Origin of the sequence: Brevibacterium senegalense, from assembly GCF_000285835.1 — a bacterium.
GTDB classification, from domain to species: Bacteria; Actinomycetota; Actinomycetes; order Actinomycetales; family Brevibacteriaceae; genus Brevibacterium; species Brevibacterium senegalense.
In genome coordinates, this window is the sequence record NZ_HE978613.1 from 4,431 (window position 1) to 8,577 (window position 4,147).

The window sequence follows — 4,147 nt, forward strand, 5'->3', positions numbered from 1 at the left end:
GCCCGCGTCTATGACTCCGAGCAGGCCCGCCGGAAGGCGATCGGGGTATGGGTCCATCACTACAACTATCATCGGCCTCATACCGCCTGTGCAGACCAGCCACCGGCCAGCCGAGTCCACGAACGTGTAGACAACGTCATGACCTCATACACCTAGGGGATTCGTCACCATTCATCGGATCTTCAGATCCGGCGGAAAACTGACCGCTGTCGATCCGAGCACCTTCTCGTGCTCCGCAGCCGGGGTGCCCCGTGTCTGCTATACGGTGTCCTGCGGGCTGTGGAGCGGTGGACGTAGGTCGTATCAGGGGTGGGGCCCACGAAGAAGTCCGTCCTGTTCCTCCCAGGGAGAGGCAATAGCCTGAACCGGTAGCATCTGAGGGTGACGATAAAGAGTGATGGGACAGGTTTGGGCCTGCGTTGGCCGTTGTGGCAGCCTCGCCGCTGCAAGGCGCGGGCGCCCAGGCGTCGGCCGGCCACGGATTGGTGGCCCCACCATCTGGTGTCGACACGCGTGGTCAGCTGGTGAGCGCTACGTCTGTACAGCGGCCCCGGCCTCGCGAGGTGGTCGGACTGTTGGGCGGGGCAGGGGTCCTGACACTGGTGGATCTTGGTCTCAAGGCCCTGGCTCAGACCGCGTTACCCGCTGGCCAGGTAGTCGATCTGGGCTGGATCAGCTTGCGCGTCTTTTACAATCCGGGGGTGGCGTTCAGCCTCGGGGCGTCCTTGCCCGCCTGGATGGTAATCGCCGGGACCGGGCTGGTCCTCGCCGGATTGGTGTGGTATCTGCTGGCGAACGTCCGTGCTATGGGCACAGTGGCCCGAGGCGGAGCCGTTCTGCTGCTGGGCGGGGCCTTGGGGAACTTTGTAGATCGACTGGGCGGGGCCGGCGTGGTGGATTACCTACACACCGGCTGGTTTCCCACCTTCAACGCAGCCGACGTCTTCGTCACCGTCGGGGTGGCGGGACTGGTCCTCGGGATGCTGCGGGAGCCTCCGTCCGGTATGAGGGACGGGGACACGTCCTGAACTAGATCGACCGCCACCAGCTCAGCGATTTGCATGGGTTCACCTGGCGATCGTCGACGGGGTGCACGGATTCACCAGCACAATGACGAAGCAGTTGCGAGGGATCGCTGGGAGGTGATTGAGCCGACAGATTCTAAGGCGCATCCTGCTGGTCTGTGGTAGCAACAGACGCACAGCGCGCTGAGCGGTTCCGCTTTCCGGGACACCGGTAATAGCCCTCATGACGGCTGACCCCTTCGGCGATCATGGTGTCCGGGGCCGCGCCCGCCCGGCACAGGGGCCGAGCCTTGCTGATGGACCGTATTTCGTGCCCACCCAAGACCCCTCGGAGCCGTCTCCTCGCAGTCACGGTGTTACCCATGGCTTTTCTACGCGGGCGCGTGCTTGTCGTTGCCAGGATCGTCCTGAACTGTGTCCGGCTTCTGAGCGATAAAGCGCAGGACCCGACCGCCGAAGGAGACCCGGACACGGAGCGGGCCGAGGCCGGCTTGCGCCAGGACCGGTTCGAAGGTTGCGGGTTCGATGAGTCGGTGCGCAGAGCGGTCGGCCACGTGCACCAGGGAGGCCATCCGTGAGGCCAGCAGGTCGTATCCCACGAAGGACCCGCCGGGTCGTAGGACCCGCGCCGCCTCGGTCACCGCGCGTTCCCACTCGATCACGTGATGGAGCATGAGGAAGCTCAGCACCATGTCGAACGACTGGTCATTGAAAGGTAGCCGGGTGGCATCGGCTTGGCGCGCTTGAGCAGTGGGGAGTCGGGTGAGGAGCCGCTGCGCAGCCTTGACCATCACGGGATCAGCGTCGGTCGTGGTGAGGTGCACCTGGGGGTGGGCCCGAGCGATCGCTTCGGCCATCGCTCCGCTACCCCCACCGATCTCGAGCACGTTGCCGGCGAGAGGCAAGCCCTGAATCGCCCAGGGAACCACTCGCCGCGCCAGAAGGCGCCACGGCCGGCTGCGACAGAATGAGGCTTCCAGGGCGGACATCCTCGGCATGACCCTCCTCTTGGCGCACCCGCGTGGTCGAAGCCGAGATTAGTCCTCCGAGCGCGAATGACTATCTGCTGGTTGGCATCAAGCGTAAACCTGCACCCGAGTACCGGGTACAAAACCTCGGCTGGCAGCAGTTCTCCACTGAGCGGGCAAGTTGCCCCTTATTCAGCGAACAATGTACAGTTCATCGAGTGCTGACCATTACCAATCACCTTGACGTGATGAACCGCCTAGGCCGCGCCATGGCTGACCCGACGCGCTCCCGCATCCTGCTGATGCTGCTTGAGGGGCCGAACCATCCGGCGGTGATAAGCCGGGAGCTGGGCCTGTCGCGGTCGAATGTCTCCAACCATCTGGCGTGCCTGCGGGACTGCGGCATCGTGGTGGCAGAACCGGAAGGCAGGAAAACCCGGTACGAGATCGCTGATCCGCACCTGACCCGCGCGCTGACTGCGTTGCTGGAGACGACCTTGGCGGTTGACCAGGGGGCCAGCTGCATTGACCCTGCATGTTCCGTGCCAACGTGCTGCAAGATGGAGGCGGGCGCATGATCCTGTCATCCGTACTGCAGGCGATCGGCCTGTTCATAGTCACCAACATCGACGACATCATCGTGCTCTCGCTGTTCTTCGCCCGCGGTGCGGGCCAGCGGGGCACAACGACCCGGATCTTAGCCGGTCAGTATCTCGGGTTCGGCGGCATTCTGGCCGCCGCCGTGCTCGTCACGTTGGGGGCGGATGCATTCCTGCCCCCAGAAGCCATTCCCTACTTCGGGCTCATCCCGTTGTTCCTCGGCATATGGGCGGCGTGGCAAGCGTGGCGCGGAGACGACGACGATGATGATGAGGCGAAGATCGAAGGCAAGAACGTCGGCGTGCTGACCGTCGCCGCTGTCACCTTCGCCAACGGCGGGGACAACATCGGCGTGTATGTTCCAGTCTTCCTCAGCGTGGGGCCAGCCGCCGTCATCGCCTATTGCGTCGTGTTCCTCGCGCTCGTCGCGGTCCTCGTCATGATGGCCAAGTTCGTCGCGACTCGCCGGCCGATCGCCGAGCTGCTCGAACGCTGGGAGCACGTACTGTTCCCGATCGTCTTGATCGGTCTTGGGGTATTCATCCTCGTCGAGGGTGGCGCGTTCGGCCTGTAAGTGCTCACAAAGGGCCTCGCCGGCGCAACGGCTGCCACCGAAGACCCGGGCGGCGCGACCGGTACCGGCGCACAGGGCACCTGTCCCGGTTGGTTTCTTGCCGCCCCACGACTGCATGCCCTCATGGATTGGATCGACCGTGACCCCCTCCTCTCGCACCGGCCCACTTTCCGAGACAGGATCAGCATGACCGACAGCACCGCCGCCGCGCTTGCTCTTGGCCTCTATCTGTTCGGGCTGATCACCGCTTTCGGTGTGCGTACCTGGCTGCATCGCCGGCGCAGCGGATCCTCCGGGTTCCGGGGACTGACCGGGGCTCCCGGCTCGGCGGAGTGGTGGGGCGGGATCCTCTTCGCCGCAGCTCTGGTGCTCGGTACCGCCGGGCCGCTTCTCGCCTTGACCGGCATCACACCGCCGTGGCCCCTGCCCGCCGGTACGCACTGGGCCGGCCTGGTCGTCACCGTCGCCGGTCTGCTCGGCGTGCTGGCCGCCCAGGCCGGGATGGGCGCGTCCTGGCGGATCGGGGTCGACGCCACTGAGCGCACCGCCCTCGTCACTACCGGAGCCTTCGCGCTTGTCCGCAACCCGGTCTTCACCGCAATGCTGGCCGCCCTCGCTGGAATGGTGCTTATGGTCCCCACCCCGGTGTCCGCGGCCGCCCCGGTGGTCCTGCTCGCTGCCGTCGAGCTTCAGGTCCGGTGCGTCGAAGAGCCGTATCTGCTCCGCACCCACGGAGACACCTACGCCCGCTACGCGGCACGCGTGGGCCGCTTTCTGCCTGGAATCGGCCGCCTGAAAAGCCCAAACTGATACGAATCAGACTTCTAGGTGTATGAGGTCATGACGTTGTCTACACGTTCGTGGACTCGGCTGGCCGGTGGCTGGTCTGCACAGGCGGTATGAGGCCGATGATAGTTGTAGTGATGGACCCATACCCCGATCGCCTTCCGGCGGGCCTGTTCGGAGTCGTCGACGCGGGC

7 protein-coding genes are annotated in these 4,147 nt (G+C 65.1%); 5 read left to right on the top strand and 2 right to left on the bottom strand.

Annotated features, from left to right (window positions below; all coding sequences use genetic code 11):
- Window positions 1–156: integrase core domain-containing protein (locus HGBR_RS20090; RefSeq protein WP_147522584.1), on the top strand; the 156-nt coding region annotated here is incomplete at its 5' end.
- Between the two features lie 368 nt (window positions 157–524).
- Window positions 525–1,028, top strand: coding sequence for a signal peptidase II (gene lspA, locus HGBR_RS15640; RefSeq protein WP_026077659.1), 504 nt, complete (start codon window positions 525–527; stop codon window positions 1,026–1,028).
- A gap of 368 nt (window positions 1,029–1,396) precedes the next feature.
- Here the strand turns inward: lspA and HGBR_RS18525 are convergent, their stop codons facing one another.
- A complete protein-coding gene (locus tag HGBR_RS18525; protein WP_245533367.1) occupies window positions 1,397–2,014 on the bottom strand; it encodes a class I SAM-dependent methyltransferase in 618 nt (205 codons plus the stop codon).
- 197 nt (window positions 2,015–2,211) lie between these two features.
- Here HGBR_RS18525 and cmtR point away from each other — a divergent pair, with 197 nt between their 5' ends.
- The 3 genes from cmtR (at window position 2,212) to HGBR_RS15660 (ending at window position 3,977) form a co-directional block, all read left to right on the top strand.
- Window positions 2,212–2,571: a Cd(II)/Pb(II)-sensing metalloregulatory transcriptional regulator CmtR gene (cmtR, locus tag HGBR_RS15650; protein WP_019160289.1), complete on the top strand. Its 360-nt coding sequence runs from the start codon at window positions 2,212–2,214 to the stop codon at window positions 2,569–2,571.
- Window positions 2,568–3,167 (top strand): cadmium resistance transporter, encoded by a 600-nt coding sequence (locus tag HGBR_RS15655; protein WP_019160290.1) that lies wholly within the window; start codon window positions 2,568–2,570, stop codon window positions 3,165–3,167. The genes cmtR and HGBR_RS15655 overlap by 4 nt, the downstream gene beginning before the upstream one ends.
- A gap of 186 nt (window positions 3,168–3,353) precedes the next feature.
- On the top strand, window positions 3,354–3,977 hold the full coding sequence (locus HGBR_RS15660; RefSeq protein ID WP_026077660.1) for a methyltransferase family protein: 624 nt from the start codon (window positions 3,354–3,356) through the stop codon (window positions 3,975–3,977).
- A 14-nt stretch (window positions 3,978–3,991) separates the two neighbouring features.
- Here the strand turns inward: HGBR_RS15660 and HGBR_RS20095 are convergent.
- Window positions 3,992–4,147 (bottom strand): integrase core domain-containing protein (locus HGBR_RS20095; RefSeq protein ID WP_147522585.1); only part of this gene is annotated, 156 nt, incomplete at its 5' end.

What these genes read in the sequence shown, in the direction of transcription:
- HGBR_RS18525 (WP_245533367.1), bottom strand. Translation starts at nt 2,014, where the DNA reads ATGTCCGCCCTGGAAGCCTCATTCTGTCGCAGCCGGCCGTGGCGCCTT.
- HGBR_RS15655 (WP_019160290.1), top strand. Translation starts at nt 2,568, where the DNA reads ATGATCCTGTCATCCGTACTGCAGGCGATCGGCCTGTTCATAGTCACC.
- HGBR_RS15660 (WP_026077660.1), top strand. Translation starts at nt 3,354, where the DNA reads ATGACCGACAGCACCGCCGCCGCGCTTGCTCTTGGCCTCTATCTGTTC.